The following is a 21,924-nucleotide window of genomic DNA, read 5'->3' on the forward strand; positions in this document are numbered from 1 at the left end:
ATGCGATTTTTTACTGGGTCTTCCTCTTGCCATAAACGCCTCAACTTATCGTGTGGTCTTGCTTACTTCGTAGTGCATTTTTACTTCTTAATGAGTAGTTTGGGACTGACGCTGTGCTTCTCTGTACGCTCGGTAAATACCGCCATTTTGCTTCTCATCTTGCTCGACCCACGCTTTTGTCATTCGTTGATTAATTCGTTCAAGCTCTCTCAAAAGTGAAGATGACGGTTGGTTATACACAATGCCACCGTCTTTTAATGAAGCTAGATCTGTCTCAACACGCTCTTTCGTTTCTATCCAACCATTACGCTCGGCTTTTATAGACGCTTTGTCTATCGCGGCTTTGGTCTTTTCGTCCAGCTGATCATAAGCACGCTTATTCATGACAACGATTTCTTTAGGTATCCAAATTCGTAAGTCGTTCAAATACGGCGCATAATCCCAAATCTGACTGTCCTCACCAACAGACAGTGATGCAAAACGCCCTTCTAGTTTACCCTGTTCAAATGCAGACTTTACGTCTTTTAACGGTATTTTCACCGGCGAAGCCCCAAGACTTTGAATCAATGTGGTGACTGTCTGGTTAAATGCACGGATTGGCAAGCCATCAAAATCGGCAACAGTGTCTATTCTGCGAACCGAGAAGACGCTGTAAGGCGTCCACGGCACCACATATAAATAATGCAGTCCTAGCTTGTGCAATTGATATTGTGTGTCGGCCTTAGAGGCCTGCCACAATAATTGAGCGTCGTCATAATTATTGGCCAAAAAGGGGATCATATCGTGTTGGAATACCGAGTTTTGCTTATCTAATAGTCCCAGTAGAAACTCACCAATCACCACTTTACCAGCCATAACTGCCCCCGGTATTGCTAAATGCGGTAATGCATGCCCATTCGATTTCACCTGAATATTTACCTCGCCATCTGTAAAGGCTTGCACGTCTTCCGCGAACTGGTAGGCAATTTGAGTTGGCTGATTTCGGTCACTAAAGGGCGTCGGCATAATCCATTCTTGGGCTGAGACAACCGCAGAAGAAAATAGAACACACACTAAAAACAACGATTTAGATACCAGATTCTTTACCATACAACGCCTAATTCATTTCAGGATACTTAACGGTAAAGTATCACTAACTACAAGCAAATGCATTGCAATCCATGGGTTTTAATTAGACGGGATATCACCATGAATACACGGATAATACGAAATACAGATGTTCCGACATGATATTTTTACCCTGTCACTTTGTTGTTACAAGAATCGTACATTAGCTGACGAGCCCATTTGTATGCCGCATGGTCATGTGTACGCTTATGCCAAACCAACAACTTTGTAAATCCTGTGAGGTCGAAAGGCAGCCCCATAACAGCTATGTCGCTTCGACCTATTACTAAGCGCGATGGAATCACTGCACAGAGATCGCTGTTGCTCACAACATCCATAGCAGATAAAAAGCTTGGTACAGACAACACTACGTTTCGTTGTCGTCCCAAGCTCGCTAAGACGGTGTCTGTTGCGCCTAAAAATGCCCCACCTACATAGGAGACAATCACGTACTCTAATGCACAAAACTGATCGAGGGTTAAGCTCTTTTGAGTGGACAACGGATGCCCTTCTCGTAACACGCACACATACGTTTCATCAAACAAAGAACGGGCCTGAAGTGCATCGTGTGCCGTATCGGGTGTCATCAGGGCCAAATCCAGCTGCCCTCGCTCCATCTGCTCAAAAATTTTTTCGTCGTCTATCCATCGTACTGCAACACGTACTTTCGGAGCTTGCTGCTTTAGTGCAAACACAAAAGGCTTTACCGCCGCTTGTAGAGAATAGTCGGTAGCAGCAATTGATAACGTCATACGGGATTCTTGAGGAAGAAACTCAATAGGAGCGACTAATTTCTCTATGTCGTGCAGTATCTTTTTAACTGGCATAGAAAGCTCTAAAGCACGCTCGGTTGGAACAATGCCATACTGCGAACGAATAAAAAGAGGATCACCTAAACTAATACGAAGACGCGCCAGCATCCCGCTGACAGCGGGCTGCGTTAGTGCCAAACGATCAGCCGCGCGCGACACATTACGTTCATCCATCAACGTATCGAACGTTTTGAGTAAATTGAGATCGATATGTTTTAGACTTGTCATGGCGCCCTTGTATTAATATTTCATGTATTTATAGCAGCTTGAGGTCTCAAGAATCTGCTTGTTTTTTGTTTTTCAACGCTCTTGATACCAACCCATCCAACCACTCTTGGTGACCATTTATCATTGGATTAGGTACAGTATTTGTCAATTCTTTCGCCGGTTCACCTACCTGTGTTTCCTGAGTCAAGATACGTACCCGATCAGCAGATAACTCTTCCACTAACCAAGCGTGATGAACATCCAAACGCGATGCCCCTCACCCGCCCACCCGTGCCAAGCAACTCGTCCCGGCTGCCCTTCAACTGGCGCAACATACTCAACACACTGCGACTCAACTGGAAAGCCAAACGTCTCAAAGTAGAAACGAACTCCCGTTTCTAGCTCTGGACCTTTATTATCATAAAAACGCACATTTTCAGCATTGCTGTAATACGCTGGCCACGCAGATGGCATGCTTAACAAGGGCCAAACATCTTGTACCGTCAATCCTGCAACGATTACCTCGTTAGAACAATAGTTATCGGTAAAACCTGGTACAAAGCCTTTTGGCCAAACTATATCACTCATAAATCTCTCCAGCATGATCGGTCAGTTGCGACAATGCACTGCTCCGATATTTGATGGAGTCATCATGCGATAACCAAAGTTATCAATCCAATCGCATATAAAGATAACAATCATCATAGATACTTATATCTAAACATGGGCTATTATCAGCACTGACTACTAGTTTTGACTTTTACTTTGACTTTGACTTTTTTCAGACAAAATACATCGTACTTCCTGACGTAACCATTTCCTTAATGCATCCTCATGGGTTCTTGCATGCCAAACTTGTTCAATACGAGCATCCGACACAGGTATTGGTGGTGCGGTATACGCTAAGCCTGAGCAAACAGCACTAAAGTGATCAGCAATTGGCTGTAAGCAGGTTAATAATCTTGCAGTGCCTGATATAACATGAGGCAACGCTAAAAAGCTCGCAGCACCTAACACCACGTTGCGACACTTGCCAATTTTGCCTAATTCATTATCAACCAACCCTTGTAAATCCCCCGTTAGTGTTGTCACCACATGTTCAGATTGCACAAATTTTTCAAGTGAAAGACTCGTCATTGCTGAATGATAATTTTGATCGTACAAGACAGTAAACCCAAACTTAGCTACCTCTTGGCGATATAAATGTCGAGGAATGTCTTGGTAGAAACCGGCAATGGCCAAATCGCAACCGCCTTGCTCCAACACTTTAATAGGTAACGTTCCTCCTGTGGTGTGAGCAACAATTTTCACCTTGGGTGCGACTTCTGAAACCCTCTGCAAAAGTCGAGGCAATAGAAAGAGTTGTATAAAGTCTGTTGTGTACAAATGCACACTGTCCGTACGCGTTGACAAATCCTCACTTTCACTTTGTGTATAAAATCGCTCTAACTGCTTTACCAACGAACAGACATCGAGTGCCAGCTTATCTGCCTTAGGTGTCGGTGCAATGCCTCGCCCCGTCCGAACAAAAAGTGGATCATCAAATTCGGTCCGAAGTTTATTTAGCTTATGACTTAATGCCGGCTGACTCAGATGCATGCGTTCTGCGCTCTTGGTGAGATTTTTTTCCTCATACAAAACAGTAAACAAATACAGTAAGTTGAAATCACGAGTTGAGATATTCATTTTTTAAATCACTCACATTTAAAGTATTCATTTTTTTAAAGTTTACAGCAGGCGTACAGTTAGTGCCAACAAAATACATTCAAGGAAAAAAAATGCCAATAAAGTCAAAGAAAAATGTACTGATTGTGCTCACTAACCACAGCACCATGGGCACAGCAGGGAAGCGCACTGGCTTCTGGCTCAGTGAACTTACCCACCCATATTATGCTTTGCTATCGCATGATATCGAGGTAGATCTTGCCAGCATTCAAGGCGGACCAGCACCTGTCGATCCAGGTAGCCTTGAACAAGATGACGACGATGTACGACGCTTCTTAAACGATACTGCATTGATGGCCAAGGTATATACCACCATCCCCATCAACACGATAAAAACCTCCGATTACGATGCCGTTTTGTTTACAGGGGGACATGGCACTATGTGGGACTTCCCGAACAGCGAAGCCTTGGCGACATTCGCAGCAGAAATCTATGAGGCTGGTAAAGTGGTCTCAGCTGTATGTCATGGTCCAGCAGCACTTTTGAACATCAAGCTTGCCAACGGAGAACACCTAATTAGTGGTAAAAAAGTCGCCGGGTTCACCAATGCGGAAGAAAGTGCTGTGCAGCTCCAAGACACCGTGCCGTTTTCATTAGAAGATGAATTACGTAGCCGAGGTGCGTTATTCGACTCAGCCGAAGTGTGGACCAATCATGTCGTTGTAGATGAACGTCTAATCACCGGCCAAAACCCTCAATCAGCAGAAGGCGTTGGCGAAGCCATTGCGTCATTTCTTAAACATTGATTCTCCATCGTGAAACTTGAGCGTATTTATGAATACTTTATTCAGTAATTTCTCTTTAAAAGGCATACGATTACGTAATCGTATTGCCGTACCTCCCATGTGCCAATACAGCGCCGTCAATGGCTATATTAATGATTGGCATTTGACACATTACAGCAACTTAGCAAGAGGTGGTGCTGGCTTAGTCATCGTAGAAGCAACTGGCGTGTCACCTGAAGGTCGTATTACTCCCGCTTGCACCGGGTTGTGGGAAGACGATCAGATTGAAGGCATGTCAAAAGTCGTAAAAGGCATTCAATCTGCCGGTGCGGTGGCAGGCATTCAAATTGGTCATGCTGGTCGCAAGGCCAGTGCAAACAAACCGTGGGAAGGTGATAACCACATTCCAGAGGGTAACCATATAGGCTGGCAACCTATTGCCGCCTCCCCATTAGCATACGGTGAGCACCTACCCCGCGTTCCAACCGCCATGACAAAAATGGACATCGATCGTGTTAAGCAAAACTTTGTCGATGCCGCTCGTCGCGCGTTAGCAGCAGGGTTTGAATGGTTAGAACTACATTTTGCTCATTGCTATTTAGCTCAAAATTTCTACTCTCCTTTCTCCAACCTGCGTGACGATGATTATGGAGGAGACTTAGCTGGACGTAGCCGTTTTATGCTCGAAACCCTCGCGGCGGTCAAGGCTATTTGGCCTGAACATCTCCCCTAACCATTCGATTTGGCATGATCGAATACGCAGGAGACGATAAGCAAATGCTCGCTGAATCTATCCAAGTCTGCCAATGGTTTAAAGAGCTGGGTGCCGATTTCATCAACGTCAGTATTGGGTTCAACACACCAACGGCAAACATTCCATGGGGACCAGCTTTCTTAGCACCAATTGCCGAACGCGTCCGAAAAGAAAGCGGACTGCCTGTGGCAACCGCATGGGGTGTCGATATTCCCGAATTGGCGAACAGCACGATAGAGAAAGGTCAACTCGATGTTGTCATGGTAGGTCGCGCCCATTTAGCCAATCCCAACTGGACTTATATTGCGGCCAAAGCACTAGGCATTGATCGCCCTGCATGGGTACTTCCAGCACCTTACGCTCACTGGTTAGAACGATACACGCCTGCAGGCGCACAGTAATCGAGCCGTAAACATTCACCACTCTGCAAATCAGGTGAATGTTTACGCCCTTATAAATTATCCGTTCGAACATAAATCGCTACATTTGCGCAGCCATTAAAGCACTAAAAAATTCCTCGCAACCTTCCTAAACAAACTCTTGACGAATTAGAAACGCTATATTAAATTAACTAAACGGTATAGTTAAATAAATAGCTTTTTTAGGAGCAAGTCATGCAAAGCGAGAACGGTTTCTACGGGCAATACGGCGGCAGCTATATTCCTGAAATTCTTTATTCGAGCCAACAGCAAATTTTACAGGCATTCGAAGAAGCCAAAAACGACCCTAAATTTCTCGCTGAGCTGAACAAACAATGGCAGCAGTTTTCTGGTCGCCCTACTCCTCTGACGTTTTGTGCGAACTTGACCGAACACTTTGGTGGTGCGCAGATTTACCTAAAACGTGAAGATTTAAATCACAGTGGCGCGCACAAGATGAATAACGTGATTGGCCAAGGGTTATTGGTCAAACGTATGGGCAAAAAACGCGTTATTGCCGAAACAGGTGCGGGTCAGCATGGTATTGCTACGGCGCTTGTTGCAGCGCGTTTAGGACTGGAATGTACCATTTACATGGGCGCGAAAGACATTGAACGCCAATACCCGAATGTATTCTGGATGAAACAGCTTGGCGCAACCGTTGTGCCTGTTACCACTGGCGCACAAACTTTACGCGATGCCTTAGACGAGGCCCTACGTGACTGGTCATCAAGCCATGAAGAAAGCCATTATCTAATCGGCACTTCGTGTGGTTGCGCGCCCTTTCCTGAAATGGTGGCGTTTTTCCAATCTGTGATTGGCAACGAAGTTCGCGAGCAAAGTGTCACGCAATTCGGTCAATTTCCTGATCGTCTATACGCTTGTGTTGGTGGTGGTTCGAACGCTTGCGGTTTATTCCTACCTTTCCTTGATGACAAAGACGTGGAAATGGTCGGCGTCGAAGCAGGTGGCAAAGGCTTAGAACTTGGCGAGCACTCTATTCGCCTTTCTCATAACCTTGGTCAGCCAGGTATTGCCCAAGGTTTTGCAACTATGTTCTTACAGGACGACGCGGGACAACTGCAAGAAACTCACTCCATTGCAGCGGGTTTAGACTATGTAGGTGTCTCACCTATTATCGCCCATTTGGCAGACACTGGTCGTATCAAAATGACCTACGCTATGGACGATGAAGTGATTGCTGCGTGTACCTTATTGCTGAAAAAAGAAGGTATTATTCCTGCACTAGAATCTTCTCATGCATTAGCAGGTGCTTTTAAAGATGCGCCGAACTTGCCGAAAGATTCAAAGATTGTGATCAATCTTTCTGGCCGTGGCGACAAAGACATCTTTAACGTTGCGAAAGCCGTACAAGATGAAACCTTCCCGCAATTCTTAACCGATTACCTTGCGGCCTACCCAACCCATCACGCCGACAATGAGGAGCAAAACGCATGAGCCAGTTAGCCACCTTTATTGCAGAAAAACGTCAGCAAAAGCCGATTTTATCGATGACCCATGTGGTTTATGGCTACCCAAGCGTTGAAGAAAGCTTAAGCTGGATGAAAAGATTAATGCAGGAAGGCGTCGATTTTATCGAAGTGCAATTTCCTTTTTCCGATCCTGTGGCCGATGGCCCAAGTATTGTTGCAGCCTGCCATAAAGCACTGGAACAAAAGCTGGATGTGGAAACCTGCTTATCTCAATTAGGCACACTAGCGAAAGACTTTCCTGAAAGCCGCATCGTGTTAATGAGCTATCTCAATCCAATGTATCGCTTTGGTTTAGATAAGCTAGCCAAGCGAGCGGCAGAAGAGAATATTCTAGGTTTAATTCTTCCAGATTTACCTATTGAACAAGCAGCGACCTATCAAGCGGCTTGTAAAACCAGCGGTATCGATCCGGTTTGGTTGGTGACACCAGTAACGCCACCAGATCGTTTAGCCATGCTAGCAGGTCAAGCCAACGGTTTCTTATATTGCGTAGCACGCTCTGGTGTGACGGGGCATTCAGTCCATGAAGGAAAGGCCAAGCAAACATCACTTGATGACTATTTGGCACACATAAAACAACACGCCAGCGCACCAATGGGCGTCGGTTTTGGCTTGCGTGAACGCGCTCAGATTGAGCAACTTATCGGCAAAGCTGACATCGCGATTCTAGGTTCTGCTCTACTAGATGCGTACAACCAAGGCGGGCAGGAAGCAGGCGTTAAACTGATAAAAGACTTGTTTCACTGAGAAGCGAACATCTAATTAGCGCTTGAAAAGCCAAAGCCGTGAATATATGATCCATATATAATTTATATATGGATCATATCTCATGGGTATTATTAAAATCTCCGACGAACTTCACGACGACATTCGCAAAAGCTGCCAGGTCATGTCGCGTTCTATCAATGCACAAGCCGAATTCTGGATCAAAATGGGGCGCTTAGCCGAGCTTAATCCGAGTCTCACCTTTTCCGAGTTAATTGCCAACGAACTGGCCAGCGCTAACGCTGAAACACCTCTCAAAGCGGTGAAGTAGCATGCACGTTCATATCAAGACACCAACTGAAATCGAATTCATGCGTGAGTCTGGAAAGCTACTGGCCAGCGTATTTCATATGCTCGATGACTTCGTTAAAGAAGGCGTATCGACTTTAGAAATCAACGATAAAGTAGAAGACTTCATTCGCAATGAACTGAACGCAAGACCGGCCAGTTTAGGACAATACGACTATGGTTTTTCCTTAAACTCCTCAATAAACGAAGTCGTTTGTCATGGTGTTCCGAACGACAGTCATAAACTCAAAGCAAAAGACATCATCAATCTAGACATCACCTTAGAGAAAAACGGCTTTATCGCCGATTCCAGCAAAATGTATGTCATGAGTGACGCCAACCCTATTGCCAAACGCTTAGTAAAAACCACCTACGAAGCCATGTGGGCAGGAATCAAAAAAGTAAAACCCGGCGGCACCCTAGGCGACATTGGCGCAGCTATCCAAACCCTAGCGGAAAGCAAAGGTTATTCTGTCGTAAAAGAATACTGCGGCCATGGTATTGGTCGAGAAATGCACGAAGAACCACAAGTACTGCATTACGGTAAAACTGGAACAGGAATGGTGCTGGAAGCGGGCATGACCTTCACTATCGAGCCAATGATCAACCAAGGCAAAGCCAAAACCAAGACCAAAAAAGACGGCTGGACCGTTGTGACGGCTGATAAAAAATTATCGGCGCAATGGGAACATACCATCTTAGTCACAGAAACGGGTTATGAAGTGCTGACCTTAAGAAACGAAGAAGCCAGTATCTAAAGGGGTATGATACTGGCTTCTTCGTTTAGCCTGCCAACCTTAATGAGTTAAAATACAGGTTTTCGGCTAGCTCTATGTTTTAGTACTCGCTTATTGCTTAGGCAAAAGCACAGTATCGATTACATGGATCACACCGTTAGATTGCTTAACATCGGCAATAGTGACGTGGGCAACACGGCCGTTTTCATCTTCAAGCATAATTTTATCGCCCATATAAGTGGCCATTAACGTACAGCCGCCAATGGTCGGCACCGGGTGTTTGCCCATGTCATCATCGATCATGGTTTTAATCGCGCCAGATAAGGCGTCGGCTTTTACCACGTGACAAGCTAACACCTTAGTTAAAGCGGCTTTGTTTTCTGGTTTTAACAAAACGGCGACAGCACCCTCTGGTAATTTATCAAACGCCGCATTGGTTGGCGCAAAAACAGTAAAAGGACCTGGACCTTGTAGAGTGTCAACCAAACCGGCGGCTTTAACGGCAGCCACTAACGTTGTGTGGTCTTTCGAGTTAACCGCATTTTCAATGATGTTCTTGCTCGCATACATTGGTGCACCGCCCACCATTGGATTCGTATGTTCATCCGCACTTTTCATCCCACCCGTAGAACAGCCAGCAAGGGTTACAATGGTCGCAGCAGAAATAAGACTTAGTAATTTCATTGTTATTCTCCAGTTTGTTTTTCCATAGCAATTCGCCATGGTTATACAGAGATACGAGGTCGTTTCAAAAAGGTTTCACATTTTCTAACCTTTATTCAAATGCCGTTCTAAACGGGTTGAAACACTAAAGAAATACCATTCAAGCAGTGGCGTAATCCCGTTGGGGCTGGACCATCGTTAAAAATATGTCCTAAGTGACTGCCACATCGACGACAATGCACTTCCGTTCTTGCCATGAAAAAGCCGTTGTCTTCCTTGGTTCCAATGGCATTGGGTAAACTGTCATAAAAACTTGGCCAGCCAGTACCACTTTCATATTTTGTATTACTAGGATAAAGAGGAAGATCACACCCTTTACAGAGATAAGTGCCCTCTCGCTTTTCATTCAGTAGAGGACTACTACCAGCCCTTTCTGTCTTCTCTTCTCGCATTACTTGGTATTCAAAATCACTTAACTTTGCTTTCCACTGTTGCTTAGTTCGATATACCTCAAAGTGTGAGTTAGATGCTAATACCGCAGCCGTAGCTGGCATAGTTGAAAACTTAACAACACCTGCTGCGCAGGCCGCTCGAGTAAGAAAATGTCGACGATTCATAACAAAACCTCCAAAGAAAAAATGGCTGAATCCTGTTAGCAAATTCAGCACATACAAAGAGGTACGGTAAAAAAGGGAAAAGTTTCAACGGATACTTTAACGAAAAGGGTCAAACAAAAAAAAGGGTAAGCTCCGAAGAACTTACCCTTTCTTAACTATACTGAGTAGCGAATTAAACTACTGTAATATTCTCTGCTTGAGGACCTTTCTGGCCAGCTGTCACAACGAATTCTACTTGTTGGCCTTCAGCCAATGTTTTGAATCCATCGCTTACGATAGCACTGAAATGTGCGAACACATCTGGACCAGACGCTTGTTCAATAAAACCAAAACCTTTTGTTTCGTTGAACCACTTAACGGTTCCTTTCACTGTATTAGACATAAATAATCACCTGAGTTTGAAATGGCCCTTTGTGGACCGAGAGTGCAAAAAATAGACTGGTACTTAGAAACTTTCAGGACGAGGATTTTATGAATAAAACAACGTATTGCAGAGTTAATAACTATAGACTTCTTTCTAGCTTGTGCCGCCATAGTATAGATAAAAACCTTGCATAGATAGCTTTATTACAGCTTTTTCTAAATTACCCCCATGCCTTTTGACCATCAATCCATGTTGATGTGACAAAGTAACCATCACTCAAAGCAACAAGGCTTGCTCGATATCCCTCTTTGATACGACCAAAATGTTGCTCTATTCCTAAAAACTCAGCAGGCCTTAAAGACGCCATCTGTAAGGCTTGCGCAGGTGTTCGCCCAATTAGATTAACGGTATTACGAACTGCGGTTGCCATATCTAAATCCGACCCTGCCAGTGTGCCATCTTCGGTGGTGACTTTGCCTTCACTACGAAGTACTTTTTTACCTAAAAATGGCATTTCTTTTTCATCTGACCCCACACTCTGAATCGCATCAGTTACTAAAAGCATGTGCTCACAGCCTTTCGCGGCAATAGCAATTCGCATACTTGCAGGATGAACATGATGGCCATCGGCAATTAATCCGCACCAAGTTGGTATATCTGTTTGTAATGCCGCACCAACTACACCCGGTTCACGACTTACTAAAGGTGTCATAGCATTAAACAAGTGAGTAAAACCGCGAGCACCACTCATCACGGCTTGCCTAGCTTGATCATAATTGGCAGCAGAATGGCCAATACAAACGATAACCCCTTCAGAAACCAACCATTCGATAAAACCTTCTGGCACTTGCTCTGGTGCTAATGTCACCATAAGTTTTCCGCTGCGGCTCACTTCCAATAACGTAGCTAGTTTACCTTCTGTGGGTTTGCGCAGCTTAGATTCGTTATGAACGCCTTTACGAATGGGATTAAGGTAAGGGCCTTCATAGTGCAGACCTAAAATACCCGCCATGTTTTGCTTAAGAGCTTGGCAAACCGCTTGATGCGCCTGCGACATGATTTCGTAATCATCGGAAATTAATGTCGGCATCATAGCCACAGTGCCAAATTGAGCATGCACAGCCACCATGCGTTCTAACGCTTCAATAGTCGGCGTATGGTTAAACAAGACGCCGCCGCCACCATTGACATGCACATCAATAAACCCTGGCGCCAGAATATCAACCACGTCTGTATTTTCAGTGTATTGCTCAACAGCTAAATCAGCAACAGATGTAATAGAGTCAATCACTTGCCCTTTAAAGGTCACCTTTTGATTCGTGAGCCAGTTCTCGCCATCGAACAAACGCTTGGCAAACAAGGTTGTTAACTTATGTTCCATCATATTGCTTTCCTTCCTATTTGAGCTTTAGCCATCAAAATGGCACCCGCCATAGCGTCACCCTTTGGCTGACAAAAGTAAGGCGAAAAACGTTCTGGCAAATATTCTAAAATGGCCTCTGAGACGCCGCCAACTAAAACTATTTTCTGGGCACCTTTAGCGATCAGAGCGTCTAAATACTGACTAACCCATTCCACTTGCTGTTGGATGATTTTTAACGCGATAGGGTCTTTTTGCTGCGCAAACTGAAACACCTGAACGGCAAAAGCCCCATATTCTTTAGGAAGTGGCACACGGTTTTGATACAGTACATATTCTTCCGCAGAGAGAGAAAACTCAGCATTAATACTGTCAGTAAAAGGTGTCGAAGGAGAAATACCATCTAAAGCTGCTAACGAATATTCCAACGCAGAAAGCCCAATACGCGCCCCACTACCTTGATCAGATAAAGGAAAACCCCAACCACCAACAATGTTGAATCGTTCATTTTGATAAACCACACCACAGCTACCAGTGCCCAATATCAATAACGCGCCATCTTCGCCGTTAAACGCCCCTAAACAAGCCGCATGAGCATCTGTTAATAAATAGCGCTGCCCAAACGGAGACTTTTTGAGCAATCACCTGCTCTTGTTCTAACGGCTGATTGGCACCCGCCAAACCTAAACCTAACGTGATTTTTGAATAGCCTTCGGGAGAAATATTGCCTTGATGGCATGCTTCAAGGCAGGCATTGATAATGTTCTGCCATGCCGCCTCTATCCCTATTCTTGGATTACCTGAGCCACCGACCGCCTCACCTAATACATTGCCATCGCCATCAACCAAACGGGCGCGGCAAAAAGTACCGCCGCCGTCCACACCAATATATAAACCGCTCATGCCAAACTTCCCTCGTGCAATTGTTGACGTTTTTGTTCGCACCATTGGTAATATTCTTTTAGCTCTAATAAGCCAGCCGCCTCTTCATCTAATACTATGGTTGCCGCTTCATGCAGTTGCAGTGCTGACGCTGGACACATGGCAGAAAGCGGTCCTTCAATCATGGCTTTAACCGCCTCTGCTTTCGTTTTACCAGTGGCCATCAACAGCACTGACTTACTTTCTAAAATAGTACCAATCCCCATGGTTAGCGCTAAATGCGGCTGATACTCGCCTTCTTCAAAAAAACGTTTGTTCGCAACAACGGTAGACTCTGACAAGGTTTTGATACGCGTGCGCGAAGCAAAACTAGAAGTAGGTTCATTAAAGCCAATATGACCATTTAAGCCGATGCCTAAAATCTGTAAATCAATACCACCTGCCAGCTGGATACACTGCTCATAGTCCTGTGCACTGCGTTTTAAGACATCGACATCCTGACTGTCTGCAATGGGAACATGCGTATTCTCATCAAAGATATCGATCTGCTCAAATAGATAATGCTCCATAAAAGCTCGATAACTTTGTTGATGGGCATCAGTAATACCTATGTATTCATCTAAATTAAAGCTAGTCACGCGACGAAAGGATACGTTTTTAGCCTGATAGCGCGCCACCAACTCTTTATATAACGCAATAGGTGTAGACCCCGTTGCCAAGCCTAATACAGGATCCGGTTTGGTATTAATCACATCAACGACACGATCAGCCGCATACAAGGCCACCTCATGAGCAGATGGGAGAATGATAACTTGCATAAGAATCCTCTTTATTAACCCGAGCAAACAAAAACCAATAAAATACCAATTAAAGCGTAAGATCAAATTATTTTCCACAATTCTGTCATATTTGTTTGCCTGACAACATAATTGGTGCTAATTTCTAAATCTTAGCAATACCTAAAAAATACCATTTAAGTTTAATTACCTAATAAAAAAAGCACTCATATCACAATTGGAAAACACAATCGGAGAGTAATCATGTTAAATGTTCGTTCCGCTTTGCTTAACAAAAAACCGGAAGTAAAAACGGTTACAAAGTTCACTTGTCTGGCGGCGATACTGCTTAGCAGTACTGGTATGGCGCAAGCGGCTGGTAGTTTATCTATTGAAAGTTGGCGCAGTGACGACGCTAACATCTGGTCAGATGTTATTATTCCAGCCTTCAACAAAAACCACCCAGACACAAAAGTAAACTTTGCCCCAACCCCTCCAACGGAATACAACTCTGCCTTACAAGCCAAATTAAAAGCAGGCTCTGCTGGCGATTTAATCACTTGTCGTCCGTTCGATACGGCGTTAGATCTTTATAAAGACGGTTATCTTGCAAATCTAAATGATCTAAAAGGTCTAAAGCAATTCTCTGACGTGGCGAAAAGTGCATGGGTCACGGACGATGGCAAAGACCAATTCTGTATGCCTGTTGCATCGGTTATTCATGGCTTTGTTTACAACAAAGAAATCTTTAAAGAATTGAATTTATCCGTGCCTAAAACCCGTGATGAGTTTTTCAAGACACTTGATACCATCAAATCAGAAAGTCGTTATATACCGTTAGCAATGGGAACCGCTGATCAGTGGGAAGCTGCCACAATGGGTTTCCAGAATATCGGACCCAACTATTGGGAAGGTGAAAAAGGTCGTAAAGCGCTACTAAGCGGTAAAGAAAAATTAACCGACAAAGCTTACGTAGATACTTGGAAAGAACTTGCCCAGTGGAAACCGTATCTAGGTCGAGGATTTGAAGCGCAGAAATACTCTGACTCACAGAACCTTTTCACCTTAGGTCGTGCTGCCATTTACCCAGCCGGCTCTTGGGATATTCAGACGTTCAATAATCAAGCGGATTTTGAATTCGGCGCCTTTCCGCCTCCAGTAGCGAAAGCAGGAGACACTTGTTACATCAGTGATCACACCGATATGGGTATTGGTATAAATGCCAGTTCAACTAATAAAGAAGCCGCTAAAGTCTTCTTAAATTGGATGGCAAGTAAAGAGTTCGCCACACTTTATGCGAATGAGGTACCGGGCTTCTTCCCATTGTCTGATCATCAAATAGACATAAAAGATCCTGTTGCACAGGAGTTTATGAGCTGGCGTCAACAGTGCAAATCGACCATTCGTAACTCTTATCAAATCCTGTCTCGTGGTACACCAAACTTGGAGAACCAACTTTGGAACGTCAGTGCTCAGGTAATCAATGGCACCATGACACCAGAAGCCGCCGCCAAAGAAACACAAGAAGGCTTGGAGCAATGGTACAAACCTCAGCAATAAGCTAAACCATTAAGAGGTCGTCCATTAGGGCGCCCTCTTAACTAAATGCAATTTATCTAGATAGCACGTTACATTGAGATAAACTATGAATCCATCCAACCAACATGACGAAAAAAACCTTTCCCATGGCACTTGGTATTTTTCCTCGGGCCGGGATTGCTTATTTACGTTGTTTTCAGTGTTTACCCCTTGCTCGATACACTCGTCTTAAGTTTATACAACGAGCAACAAGGGCAAACTAGCTTTGTCGGCCTGCAAAATTTCATTACCTTAGTAACAGACGACACTTGGTCACAGGCTTTTTGGAACGCTCTTGGCAATAACTTCAAATTCTTCGCGATTCACATGCTTGTACAAAACCCAATTGGTCTACTTTTAGCGGTTTTATTAAGCTCGCCAAAATTACGTCTATCCGGTACTTACCGAACACTTATTTTTATGCCGACCATGCTTTCTGTGGTGATTATAGGTTTCGTTTGGCAGTTGCTGTTAAGCCCTATTTGGGGGATTTCTGAGAACTTCCTTTACAGCATTGGTCTTGGTCAATACTTCGATGCTTGGCTTGGCAAAGAAAGCAGCGCACTGATCACCCTAGCCTTTATCTCCGTCTGGCAGTTTGTCGGTATTCCGATGATGTTGATTTATGCCACCTTGCTTAATATTCCTGATGACATTGTCGATGCTAGCGTGGTTGATGGTGCAAATTCATTTCAGACCTTTTGGCACATTAAATTACCGTTAATCTTGCCAACTATCGCCATGGTATCAATTTTAACCTTTGTGGCGAATTTCAATGCATTTGAACTGATATATGCGGTAAAAGGCGCCCTTGCCGGCCCAGATTTCTCGACTGATTTAATGGGAACTTTCTTCTATCGAACATTCTTTGGCTTCCAGCTACAACAAGGCAGCGCATCCATGGGTGCTGCGGTGGCAACACTGATGTTTTTAATCATTTTGATGGGCGTTATGTTGTTCTTATTCTTTATTCAACGTCGCATTCAGCGATTCCAATTTTAAGGAGGCTATGATGAAACTATTTAGTCGTCTTATGCCTTCCTCTGGAATGAGACAAGTACCCAAAAGTGTCACTGTACACGCTGTGTTATTGGCCTATACCGTGATAGCGCTCTTCCCAATTATTGTCGTTGTAATCAATGCCTTTAAAGAGCGTCGCGCTATTTTCCGTGATCCGCTCGGCTTACCAGACAGTGATTCCTTTACCTTAGTAGGGTTCCAGCAAGTGTTATTGAGATCAGACTTCGGTTTGTATTCTTGGAACAGTTTGGTCGTCACTATTTTGGCGGTCGGTTTGGTGCTTTTACTTGGCGCGATGGCCGCTTGGGCGCTGACTGAATACAAATTTAAGGGCAACTTATTGATTACCTTTTTGTTTGCCATGGGCATCATGATACCGATCCGTCTTGGCACGGTGAGTATTTTAAGCCTGATGGTCAGCTTGGATCTTGTGAATACGCTTACCGCGCTAGTTTTAGTATACATAGCGCAAGGCCTGCCCCTTGCCGTGTACATATTATCGGAGTTTGTACGCACTATTCCAAAGGAACTCACCGAGGCCGCGCGCTGCGATTCGGTTAGTGAATACAAGATTTTCTTTTGTGTCATCTTGCCACTATTGAAGCCTGCGATGGCAACCGTCGCCGTATTCACCATGATTCCGATTTGGAATGATTTATGGTTCCCACTAATACTCGCGCCGGGTGAAGAGACTCGCACCATTACTCTTGGCGTACAACAATTTGTTGGTCAATACGTCACAGACTGGAACTCGGTTTTGTCAGCGCTAACCTTGGCGATCGTTCCTGTGCTGATCTTATACACTATTTTTTCAAGACAATTGATCCGCGGCTTAACCAGCGGAGCGGTCAAATAATACTTTCTATCTTTGACCGTTGGAGGTTTATTTCATGGCAAGTGTAAAACTAAACAATATCAAAAAGCGCTTTGGCGATGTGGACGTACTTCATGGCATCGACCTTGATATAAAGGACGGCGAATTTGTTGTACTGATTGGCGAATCCGGTTGCGGAAAATCGACTTTATTACGCTTACTGTCTGGGTTAGAAGACATCACCGAAGGCGACTTATATATCGACGAAGAGCGCGTTAATGGGCGCTCTCCAGCCAAACGTGGTATTGCTATGGTATTCCAATCCTATGCCTTATATCCGCACATGAATGTGTTCAAAAACATGGCGTTTGGCTTAAAAATCTCAGGCAAAGACAAACACTTTGTGAACAACAAGGTAATGGAGGCCGCAAAGAAGCTTAAGATTGATCAGCTATTGGAACGATTACCTCGAGAGCTGTCAGGTGGCCAGCGCCAGCGTGTTGCCATCGGCCGTGCTATTGTACGAGACCCGAAAGTCTTTTTATTCGATGAACCCTTATCTAACTTAGACGCCTCGTTACGGGTTCAAACACGTGTCGAACTTGGCAAGCTTCATCAGGAACTAAAAGCCACGGTGGTTTATGTGACTCACGATCAGGTAGAAGCCATGACACTGGGCGATAAAATCGTCGTGATGAACAAAGGACGTGTCGAACAAGTTGGCGCACCGCTGGATTTGTACCACCATCCGAAAACACAATTTGTCGCTGGTTTTATTGGCTCACCAAAAATGAACTTTTTAAAAGCGAAGATCAGTCAATCTGACCCTGAAAACACGCAACTTGTGCTAGAATCTGGCCGCGTTATTCAAGCCTCAATCGATTCCTCGTCTTTGAAGCAGGGCGATATAGTACAACTAGGCATGCGACCAGAACATATGACGCTCGAATGCGAACACAATACAGTTGAAGGCAGAGTAACCTTGATAGAACACCTTGGTGAATTGTCTTATTTGTATGTCGATATCGGTCAGGAAGGCGAAATGGTGCTTAAAGTAGATGGCGATAATCAACACCAAACAGGCGATCAGATCACCTTTGGCATTCAACCTAATCGGTTGTATGCATTTGATCACCAAAGCAACGCCTTAACAAGAGTCAATGCCCATACGTCAGCGGCTATTCCGCTTTAACGCTGGAATACTTAGCCCTTAGCAATAACAAGTACGGGAACCCCTTCCCGTTCAGGACACTAACTATGAACCAAAATCGCGTTAATGAGTTATTTGGCGCTGCCGAAGCATTGAGAGAAAAAGGCATTCCTCTCTATGTGCAGGTAAAAAAAGCCATTCTGGCGTCTATTTCTGCAGGTCGAGTGCTTGGTGGCGATACACTGCCACCAGAGCGTGATCTGGCTAAGTATCTTGATGTGTCGCGTGTTACTGTGCGCCGCGCCATTGACGAACTGGTAAAAGAAGACGTATTGACGCAACGCCAAGGCGCTGGCACCTTTGTCAGCGAGCGAGTTGAGCAGCCTCTGAATCACCTGCGTAGCTTTACCGAAGTAATGAAAGCACGTGGTAAAGCCATTACATCCAAATGGCTAGATCGCTCTTTGGGAATGCCTCATACAGATGAATGCAAAGCCCTTAAGCTGTCAGAAGAGCAAGAGGTTGTGCGCTTTTATCGTTTGCGTTATGCCGATGGTAAACCCATGGCGCTCGAATTAGCGACGATTCCAAGTAATTACATTCTCAACCCTTTTGCGATGGAAGGATCACTGTACGATTTACTGGAACAACAAGGCTGCCGCCCTGTTCGCGCTTTTCAGCGCCTCCGTGCTGTTAGCATTGATGAGCAACGAGCTCAACTGCTCGACATTCCAGAACTTAGCGCTGTGCTTTACATTGAACGTACCGCTATCACGCAAGATGGTACGCCCATTGAGTTTACGCGTTCATGGTTTCCTGGGGACTCCTATGATTTCGTGGCGGAAATTCATAACACCATATAATCAGTATTTATCCATTTCAACGTAAAAAGGCTTTCTACGCTAAAGTAGAAAGCCTTTTTCTAGGGTTAGATCTATCAAAACGTCTGCTATTTTTCTTCTTTTGCCTTAGCCAGCAACAAAAAGCGTTTATGAATTTTCCGTGTTGCCAGCCACACGCTGCCAACCACAAGTGGCACCGACAAACCTATCACTAGGCTTTTATCAAAATTCACGCCTTTGTCGTATACCGCTTCGATCAAGAACTTCAACAAGCCCACGCTGTAATAACTGATCGCAGCAACAGACAAGCCTTCGACCGTATGTTGCATGGCCAATTGTATTTTCGATCGACGATCCATAGAGGTGAGCAGTTGTTGATTCTGAGATTGGATCGACATTTCGACTTGGGTGCGCATCATATCTGACACTCTGTCGATACGAGTTGAAAGGCTTTCTAGGTGTGTGCCTGCGGTGTTACACGTTCTAACCGCTGGCGTTAAACGGCGTGTCATGAATTCCGTGACGGTTAAGTGGCCAGACACTTCATCTTCTTTCAACTCGTTAAGCCGTTTTAATACCAGCTCGTGATAGGCTCGTGTTGCGCTGAATCGAAATGAGGTTTTGGCTCGCGTTGCTTCTACCCATGCCGCCATATCAATAAGCTCACTCAGTATGGCTTGCTCATCAAGCGTTTCTTTAGAATCCGATAAACTGGCTGTTGTACGGGCAAGCTGTTCGTCCATGATAACAAGCTCAGCATTATATTGACGTGCCATAGGCAAGGCTAACAAGGCCATCAGACGATAGGTTTCTATCTCAACCACTCGCTGAACCATACGACCCAGTTGACTGTCACTCATGTTCTTGTTGTAGATCAAAAAGCGACCACACCCATCACTGTGTAATTGGAAAGTTGTCCACACTTGAGCATCACCATTTTGAGGGCGGCTACCCACCAAACGCATGCCCTCAAAGTGGCTTTTTACCAAGGTCAAATCGGGTTCAGGAACAGTACGAGCATCTTCGACGGCTACATGAAATGCCGCCAAAACCGTACCAGGAATCGTCGATAACCAATCTACGGGCAAACAAGACAACGCATTTTGATCAAAAAATCCAAGACTATGGTCAACTTGGCTATGGGTAATCATGTAGGAAGTGAACTCTAAATGCTTATCTCGGCGTATTTTAAAGTGGCCAAAGTCCACTTCAATACACACACCATCTTCCTGTGGGACGGTTCCTGAAAATGACGAATAAAGTGAGCAAAAATGCTCGAACTCTGCTCGCTTTTGCTCTGGGCCCACAATGACCGCGAGGTAACTAATTCTGGCGGGGCTAGGCAGCACCTGAAAGGGACGCGAATGTAACTCCGCATAAAGAGCATCACGTAAAGGATGCACCTCTAATCCATACGAGTTATTGACCTTGTGCACTGTATTGTTCCGATGTTTAAGGGTGAATAGAAGTAATTTTTTTACCACTTTTTTAACTATCCCAAGCATACCATCAGCAGTATGAAAAAAATCACGACTTACACACATTAGAGAAGGTATCGACATAAATTTCTCTACCATCATGCACCACATGCTTGCTTTATTTACACCTGACCCACAAAATAAATTGAAGACGATAAATAGGTTAAGTCAGCGTATGTCGGCATCGATCATAAAATACAGCGTGTTGTTATTAGCAGGAAGTTACTTAAGCATGGTGCACAGCAACGAGCTAATCACCTTTGGGAAAGCGTGTTTAGAAAAAGAAGAAACATTGGCCAAAGCAGAGGCAAGGCTCGAGAAAAAATCCATCCGTTCGGAGCAGTCACAACGCAAAACACGCACATCCATCGGCCAACTACAGCAACTCAAAGAACAAAAAGCCCAACTAGAAACGTCAATGAGCGACTGTGAAAGCACACCAAACAGCGCCTATTGCCACCAAATTCGCCACCGTTACAATGAATTAACCTATCAAATACACATCGCCGAAGCAGACTCAGTGGAAGATGGCAGGTATGGCGATGATCCCGTAACCGAATTTGAGTTCAGCCAACAACAATTTAATCAACGTTATGACAATTTCATCGCCCAGTGCCGAGACTCAAACACCCATTACGCTATGATTCAAGACCCTGAAGCCTATGCCGCTGTTTGCTCGACAGCCAGCGCAAAGCAGTCTATCACTTGCTCACTTTTCTAGTCATTGCGGGAATGCGAGACATAGACTAATTTGTCCATTGGAAAATCCAGCGCCTCCGCTTTGGCAAGCAACCGACGTTTCACGTCTTCCGGCATCGTTGGTGTTCGCGATAGCAACCAAAAATAATCACGGCTTGGGCCAGAAATCATGGCGTATTGATAGTTATCTTTATCTAATTCGAAAATCACATAGGCGCCATAAAACGGCCCAAAGAAAGAAACTTTTAAATGACCAACATTCGATGAATTGACAAAATAGGCTCGCCCTTCGGCTTCTCGCCATTCTTTGTCTTCTGCTGAATAACCGCGATTCAATACCGCAACACCACCGTCCTTACGCATGGAATAAGTTGCCGTGACATTCGACAACCCTTCTTCGAAATCATGATCTTGTCGAACAATTTCATACCAAGTCCCCAAATAACGTTCTATTTGAAACGGCTTCACCGGATCGATATCTTTCGGAGCGCTGGTACAGCCCGCTACAAAAACCATGATTAGCCAAACTAACGCTTTCATACACACCCCTTTGCTTATCCTGCCAAATACCCTACAAGGTTTTATAGTTTACCGCCCGCCATCATACAAATGTCACACTTCTATTGCAGTCTACTAAATGCCGTAAATG

At 44.6% G+C, this 21,924-nt stretch carries 27 protein-coding genes; 13 read left to right on the forward strand and 14 right to left on the reverse strand.

Annotation, left to right across the window (positions count from 1 at the left end; all coding sequences use genetic code 11):
- Positions 1-87: 87 nt before the first annotated feature.
- From dctP to N5P32_RS01830, 5 genes are all read right to left on the reverse strand, one after another.
- A complete protein-coding gene (gene dctP, locus N5P32_RS01810) occupies positions 88-1,089 on the reverse strand; it encodes a TRAP transporter substrate-binding protein DctP (protein ID WP_265727493.1) in 1,002 nt (333 codons plus the stop codon).
- A gap of 146 nt (positions 1,090-1,235) precedes the next feature.
- Entirely contained in the window at positions 1,236-2,147 is a 912-nt protein-coding gene (locus N5P32_RS01815; RefSeq protein WP_265727494.1) for a LysR family transcriptional regulator, read from the reverse strand.
- Between the two features lie 46 nt (positions 2,148-2,193).
- Positions 2,194-2,391 carry an SRPBCC family protein gene (locus N5P32_RS01820; protein ID WP_265727495.1) on the reverse strand — a complete coding sequence of 66 codons (198 nt, stop codon included), beginning with the start codon at positions 2,389-2,391 and terminating at the stop codon, positions 2,194-2,196.
- Positions 2,367-2,714 carry an SRPBCC family protein gene (locus tag N5P32_RS01825; protein WP_265727496.1) on the reverse strand — a complete coding sequence of 116 codons (348 nt, stop codon included), beginning with the start codon at positions 2,712-2,714 and terminating at the stop codon, positions 2,367-2,369. Before N5P32_RS01825 ends, N5P32_RS01820 begins: the two co-directional genes overlap by 25 nt.
- Positions 2,715-2,873: 159 nt before the next feature.
- On the reverse strand, positions 2,874-3,812 hold the full coding sequence (locus N5P32_RS01830; protein WP_265727497.1) for a LysR family transcriptional regulator: 939 nt from the start codon (positions 3,810-3,812) through the stop codon (positions 2,874-2,876).
- A 92-nt stretch (positions 3,813-3,904) separates the two neighbouring features.
- Between N5P32_RS01830 and N5P32_RS01835 the strand changes: the two genes are divergently transcribed.
- The 7 genes from N5P32_RS01835 (at position 3,905) to map (ending at position 9,053) form a co-directional block, all read left to right on the forward strand.
- Positions 3,905-4,597, forward strand: coding sequence for a type 1 glutamine amidotransferase domain-containing protein (locus N5P32_RS01835; protein ID WP_265727498.1), 693 nt, complete (start codon positions 3,905-3,907; stop codon positions 4,595-4,597).
- A 28-nt stretch (positions 4,598-4,625) separates the two neighbouring features.
- Entirely contained in the window at positions 4,626-5,309 is a 684-nt protein-coding gene (locus tag N5P32_RS17890) for an oxidoreductase (RefSeq protein ID WP_322783805.1), read from the forward strand.
- A gap of 14 nt (positions 5,310-5,323) precedes the next feature.
- Entirely contained in the window at positions 5,324-5,731 is a 408-nt protein-coding gene (locus N5P32_RS17895) for a beta/alpha barrel domain-containing protein (protein ID WP_322783806.1), read from the forward strand.
- A 213-nt stretch (positions 5,732-5,944) separates the two neighbouring features.
- A complete protein-coding gene (gene trpB, locus N5P32_RS01845) occupies positions 5,945-7,207 on the forward strand; it encodes a tryptophan synthase subunit beta (protein WP_265727499.1) in 1,263 nt (420 codons plus the stop codon).
- Positions 7,204-7,989: a tryptophan synthase subunit alpha gene (gene trpA, locus N5P32_RS01850; protein ID WP_265727500.1), complete on the forward strand. Its 786-nt coding sequence runs from the start codon at positions 7,204-7,206 to the stop codon at positions 7,987-7,989. Before trpB ends, trpA begins: the two co-directional genes overlap by 4 nt.
- Positions 7,990-8,071: 82 nt before the next feature.
- On the forward strand, positions 8,072-8,278 hold the full coding sequence (locus N5P32_RS01855) for a ParD-like family protein (protein ID WP_265727501.1): 207 nt from the start codon (positions 8,072-8,074) through the stop codon (positions 8,276-8,278).
- Between the two features lies 1 nt (position 8,279).
- Positions 8,280-9,053, forward strand: coding sequence for a type I methionyl aminopeptidase (map, locus tag N5P32_RS01860; protein WP_265727502.1), 774 nt, complete (start codon positions 8,280-8,282; stop codon positions 9,051-9,053).
- 90 nt (positions 9,054-9,143) lie between these two features.
- Here map and N5P32_RS01865 read toward each other — a convergent pair whose 3' ends face one another.
- The 7 genes from N5P32_RS01865 to nagB all read right to left on the reverse strand — a co-directional run bounded on the left by N5P32_RS01865 (position 9,144) and on the right by nagB (position 13,736).
- Positions 9,144-9,716 carry a fasciclin domain-containing protein gene (locus N5P32_RS01865; RefSeq protein WP_265727503.1) on the reverse strand — a complete coding sequence of 191 codons (573 nt, stop codon included), beginning with the start codon at positions 9,714-9,716 and terminating at the stop codon, positions 9,144-9,146.
- Positions 9,717-9,823: 107 nt separating this feature from the next.
- Positions 9,824-10,312 carry a peptide-methionine (R)-S-oxide reductase MsrB gene (gene msrB, locus N5P32_RS01870; protein ID WP_265727504.1) on the reverse strand — a complete coding sequence of 163 codons (489 nt, stop codon included), beginning with the start codon at positions 10,310-10,312 and terminating at the stop codon, positions 9,824-9,826.
- 172 nt (positions 10,313-10,484) lie between these two features.
- A complete protein-coding gene (locus N5P32_RS01875; RefSeq protein ID WP_265727505.1) occupies positions 10,485-10,694 on the reverse strand; it encodes a cold-shock protein in 210 nt (69 codons plus the stop codon).
- 202 nt (positions 10,695-10,896) lie between these two features.
- Positions 10,897-12,060 (reverse strand): N-acetylglucosamine-6-phosphate deacetylase, encoded by a 1,164-nt coding sequence (gene nagA, locus N5P32_RS01880; protein ID WP_265727506.1) that lies wholly within the window; start codon positions 12,058-12,060, stop codon positions 10,897-10,899.
- Entirely contained in the window at positions 12,057-12,677 is a 621-nt protein-coding gene (locus N5P32_RS01885; protein WP_265727507.1) for a glucosamine kinase nucleotide-binding domain-containing protein, read from the reverse strand. Before N5P32_RS01885 ends, nagA begins: the two co-directional genes overlap by 4 nt.
- The gene (locus N5P32_RS01890; protein WP_265727508.1) at positions 12,604-12,939 is read right to left on the reverse strand and encodes a BadF/BadG/BcrA/BcrD ATPase family protein; all 336 of its coding nucleotides are present in this window, start codon (positions 12,937-12,939) and stop codon (positions 12,604-12,606) included. The genes N5P32_RS01885 and N5P32_RS01890 overlap by 74 nt, the downstream gene beginning before the upstream one ends.
- Positions 12,936-13,736, reverse strand: a complete 801-nt coding sequence (gene nagB / locus N5P32_RS01895) for a glucosamine-6-phosphate deaminase (protein WP_265727509.1) — start codon at positions 13,734-13,736, stop codon at positions 12,936-12,938. The genes N5P32_RS01890 and nagB overlap by 4 nt, the downstream gene beginning before the upstream one ends.
- 222 nt (positions 13,737-13,958) lie before the next feature.
- On the opposite strand from nagB, the gene N5P32_RS01900 reads away from it, so the two are divergent.
- The 5 genes from N5P32_RS01900 (at position 13,959) to N5P32_RS01920 (ending at position 19,119) form a co-directional block, all read left to right on the forward strand.
- The gene (locus N5P32_RS01900; protein ID WP_265727510.1) at positions 13,959-15,254 is read left to right on the forward strand and encodes an ABC transporter substrate-binding protein; all 1,296 of its coding nucleotides are present in this window, start codon (positions 13,959-13,961) and stop codon (positions 15,252-15,254) included.
- Positions 15,255-15,386: 132 nt separating this feature from the next.
- Positions 15,387-16,274, forward strand: a complete 888-nt coding sequence (locus N5P32_RS01905; protein ID WP_409371069.1) for a carbohydrate ABC transporter permease — start codon at positions 15,387-15,389, stop codon at positions 16,272-16,274.
- 10 nt (positions 16,275-16,284) lie between these two features.
- Positions 16,285-17,148 (forward strand): carbohydrate ABC transporter permease, encoded by an 864-nt coding sequence (locus N5P32_RS01910; RefSeq protein ID WP_265727551.1) that lies wholly within the window; start codon positions 16,285-16,287, stop codon positions 17,146-17,148.
- A gap of 34 nt (positions 17,149-17,182) precedes the next feature.
- Positions 17,183-18,298, forward strand: a complete 1,116-nt coding sequence (locus tag N5P32_RS01915; RefSeq protein ID WP_265727512.1) for an ABC transporter ATP-binding protein — start codon at positions 17,183-17,185, stop codon at positions 18,296-18,298.
- Between the two features lie 65 nt (positions 18,299-18,363).
- Positions 18,364-19,119, forward strand: coding sequence for a GntR family transcriptional regulator (locus N5P32_RS01920; protein ID WP_265727513.1), 756 nt, complete (start codon positions 18,364-18,366; stop codon positions 19,117-19,119).
- Between the two features lie 86 nt (positions 19,120-19,205).
- On the opposite strand, the gene N5P32_RS01925 is transcribed toward N5P32_RS01920, so the two are convergent.
- Entirely contained in the window at positions 19,206-20,501 is a 1,296-nt protein-coding gene (locus N5P32_RS01925; protein WP_265727514.1) for a DUF3422 family protein, read from the reverse strand.
- 250 nt (positions 20,502-20,751) lie between these two features.
- Here N5P32_RS01925 and N5P32_RS01930 point away from each other — a divergent pair, with 250 nt between their 5' ends.
- On the forward strand, positions 20,752-21,297 hold the full coding sequence (locus N5P32_RS01930) for a hypothetical protein (protein ID WP_265727515.1): 546 nt from the start codon (positions 20,752-20,754) through the stop codon (positions 21,295-21,297).
- Here N5P32_RS01930 and N5P32_RS01935 read toward each other — a convergent pair.
- Positions 21,294-21,815 carry a lipocalin family protein gene (locus N5P32_RS01935; RefSeq protein ID WP_265727516.1) on the reverse strand — a complete coding sequence of 174 codons (522 nt, stop codon included), beginning with the start codon at positions 21,813-21,815 and terminating at the stop codon, positions 21,294-21,296. The two genes, N5P32_RS01930 and N5P32_RS01935, sit on opposite strands and share 4 nt — an antisense overlap.
- Positions 21,816-21,924: the final 109 nt, after the last annotated feature.

Source organism: Marinomonas pontica (assembly GCF_026191375.1).
Lineage (GTDB): Bacteria > Pseudomonadota > Gammaproteobacteria > Pseudomonadales > Marinomonadaceae > Marinomonas > Marinomonas pontica.

Bases quoted from the DNA above. Each gene is read 5' to 3' on its own strand.
- N5P32_RS17895 (WP_322783806.1), top strand. From the start codon at position 5,324: ATGATCGAATACGCAGGAGACGATAAGCAAATGCTCGCTGAATCTATC.
- N5P32_RS01930 (WP_265727515.1), top strand. From the start codon at position 20,752: ATGTCGGCATCGATCATAAAATACAGCGTGTTGTTATTAGCAGGAAGT.
- nagA (WP_265727506.1), bottom strand. From the start codon at position 12,060: ATGATGGAACATAAGTTAACAACCTTGTTTGCCAAGCGTTTGTTCGAT.
- N5P32_RS01835 (WP_265727498.1), top strand. From the start codon at position 3,905: ATGCCAATAAAGTCAAAGAAAAATGTACTGATTGTGCTCACTAACCAC.
- N5P32_RS01875 (WP_265727505.1), bottom strand. From the start codon at position 10,694: ATGTCTAATACAGTGAAAGGAACCGTTAAGTGGTTCAACGAAACAAAA.
- N5P32_RS01900 (WP_265727510.1), top strand. From the start codon at position 13,959: ATGTTAAATGTTCGTTCCGCTTTGCTTAACAAAAAACCGGAAGTAAAA.
- N5P32_RS01890 (WP_265727508.1), bottom strand. From the start codon at position 12,939: ATGAGCGGTTTATATATTGGTGTGGACGGCGGCGGTACTTTTTGCCGC.
- N5P32_RS01920 (WP_265727513.1), top strand. From the start codon at position 18,364: ATGAACCAAAATCGCGTTAATGAGTTATTTGGCGCTGCCGAAGCATTG.
- N5P32_RS01855 (WP_265727501.1), top strand. From the start codon at position 8,072: ATGGGTATTATTAAAATCTCCGACGAACTTCACGACGACATTCGCAAA.
- trpA (WP_265727500.1), top strand. From the start codon at position 7,204: ATGAGCCAGTTAGCCACCTTTATTGCAGAAAAACGTCAGCAAAAGCCG.
- N5P32_RS01830 (WP_265727497.1), bottom strand. From the start codon at position 3,812: ATGAATATCTCAACTCGTGATTTCAACTTACTGTATTTGTTTACTGTT.
- N5P32_RS01935 (WP_265727516.1), bottom strand. From the start codon at position 21,815: ATGAAAGCGTTAGTTTGGCTAATCATGGTTTTTGTAGCGGGCTGTACC.
- N5P32_RS17890 (WP_322783805.1), top strand. From the start codon at position 4,626: ATGAATACTTTATTCAGTAATTTCTCTTTAAAAGGCATACGATTACGT.
- N5P32_RS01910 (WP_265727551.1), top strand. From the start codon at position 16,285: ATGAAACTATTTAGTCGTCTTATGCCTTCCTCTGGAATGAGACAAGTA.
- nagB (WP_265727509.1), bottom strand. From the start codon at position 13,736: ATGCAAGTTATCATTCTCCCATCTGCTCATGAGGTGGCCTTGTATGCG.
- dctP (WP_265727493.1), bottom strand. From the start codon at position 1,089: ATGGTAAAGAATCTGGTATCTAAATCGTTGTTTTTAGTGTGTGTTCTA.
- map (WP_265727502.1), top strand. From the start codon at position 8,280: ATGCACGTTCATATCAAGACACCAACTGAAATCGAATTCATGCGTGAG.
- N5P32_RS01825 (WP_265727496.1), bottom strand. From the start codon at position 2,714: ATGAGTGATATAGTTTGGCCAAAAGGCTTTGTACCAGGTTTTACCGAT.
- msrB (WP_265727504.1), bottom strand. From the start codon at position 10,312: ATGAATCGTCGACATTTTCTTACTCGAGCGGCCTGCGCAGCAGGTGTT.
- N5P32_RS01815 (WP_265727494.1), bottom strand. From the start codon at position 2,147: ATGACAAGTCTAAAACATATCGATCTCAATTTACTCAAAACGTTCGAT.
- N5P32_RS01865 (WP_265727503.1), bottom strand. From the start codon at position 9,716: ATGAAATTACTAAGTCTTATTTCTGCTGCGACCATTGTAACCCTTGCT.
- trpB (WP_265727499.1), top strand. From the start codon at position 5,945: ATGCAAAGCGAGAACGGTTTCTACGGGCAATACGGCGGCAGCTATATT.
- N5P32_RS01915 (WP_265727512.1), top strand. From the start codon at position 17,183: ATGGCAAGTGTAAAACTAAACAATATCAAAAAGCGCTTTGGCGATGTG.